1 protein-coding gene is annotated in these 606 nt (G+C 42.6%); it reads left to right on the forward strand.

All coding sequences use genetic code 11. The features are described 5' to 3' along the window. Positions 1-19: 19 nt before the first annotated feature. On the forward strand, positions 20-606 hold a 587-nt coding region (locus tag R8N49_RS28675; protein ID WP_318190643.1), incomplete at its 3' end, for a TVP38/TMEM64 family protein.

Here is a 606-nt window from a genome sequence, read left to right on the forward strand (position 1 = left end):
ATATAGAAACGGAGCACACATGAATAAAAAACTTATCTTTGGACTGATACTTGTTGCCACCATTCTTTTGTTAGGCGCTAATTTTGGTCAATATCTAACGCTTGAAAACGCAAAAGCGCAGCAAGAAGCACTCAATTCATTCATCGAAGCCAACATCGTCTATGCCGCCACGCTGTATTTTTTAGCGTATGTTGCGATTACCGCATTTTCTATTCCCGGAGCAGCAGTGGTTACTTTGCTAGGCGCAGCTTTGTTTGGGTTTTGGTTTAGCTTACTTTTAGTTTCTTTTGCCAGTACGATCGGTGCGACCTTAGCTTTTTTGAGTAGCCGATATTTGCTTAGGGATTGGGTTCAATCGAGATTTGGGGAAAAGCTTGTTGCGATTAACCAAGGAGTAAAAAAGGATGGCGCGTTTTATCTGTTTTCTTTGCGCTTGATTCCAGTGTTCCCATTTTTCCTCATCAACCTACTGATGGGATTAACACCTATGAGCATTGCGCGCTTTTATTTAACCAGTCAAATAGGCATGCTCCCTGGTACTGCCGTTTACCTTAACGCTGGTACTCAGTTAGCAACCATTGATAGCCTTTCTGGTATCGTATCCCC

The sequence above is a fragment of the Vibrio sp. 1978 genome (assembly GCF_033344345.1).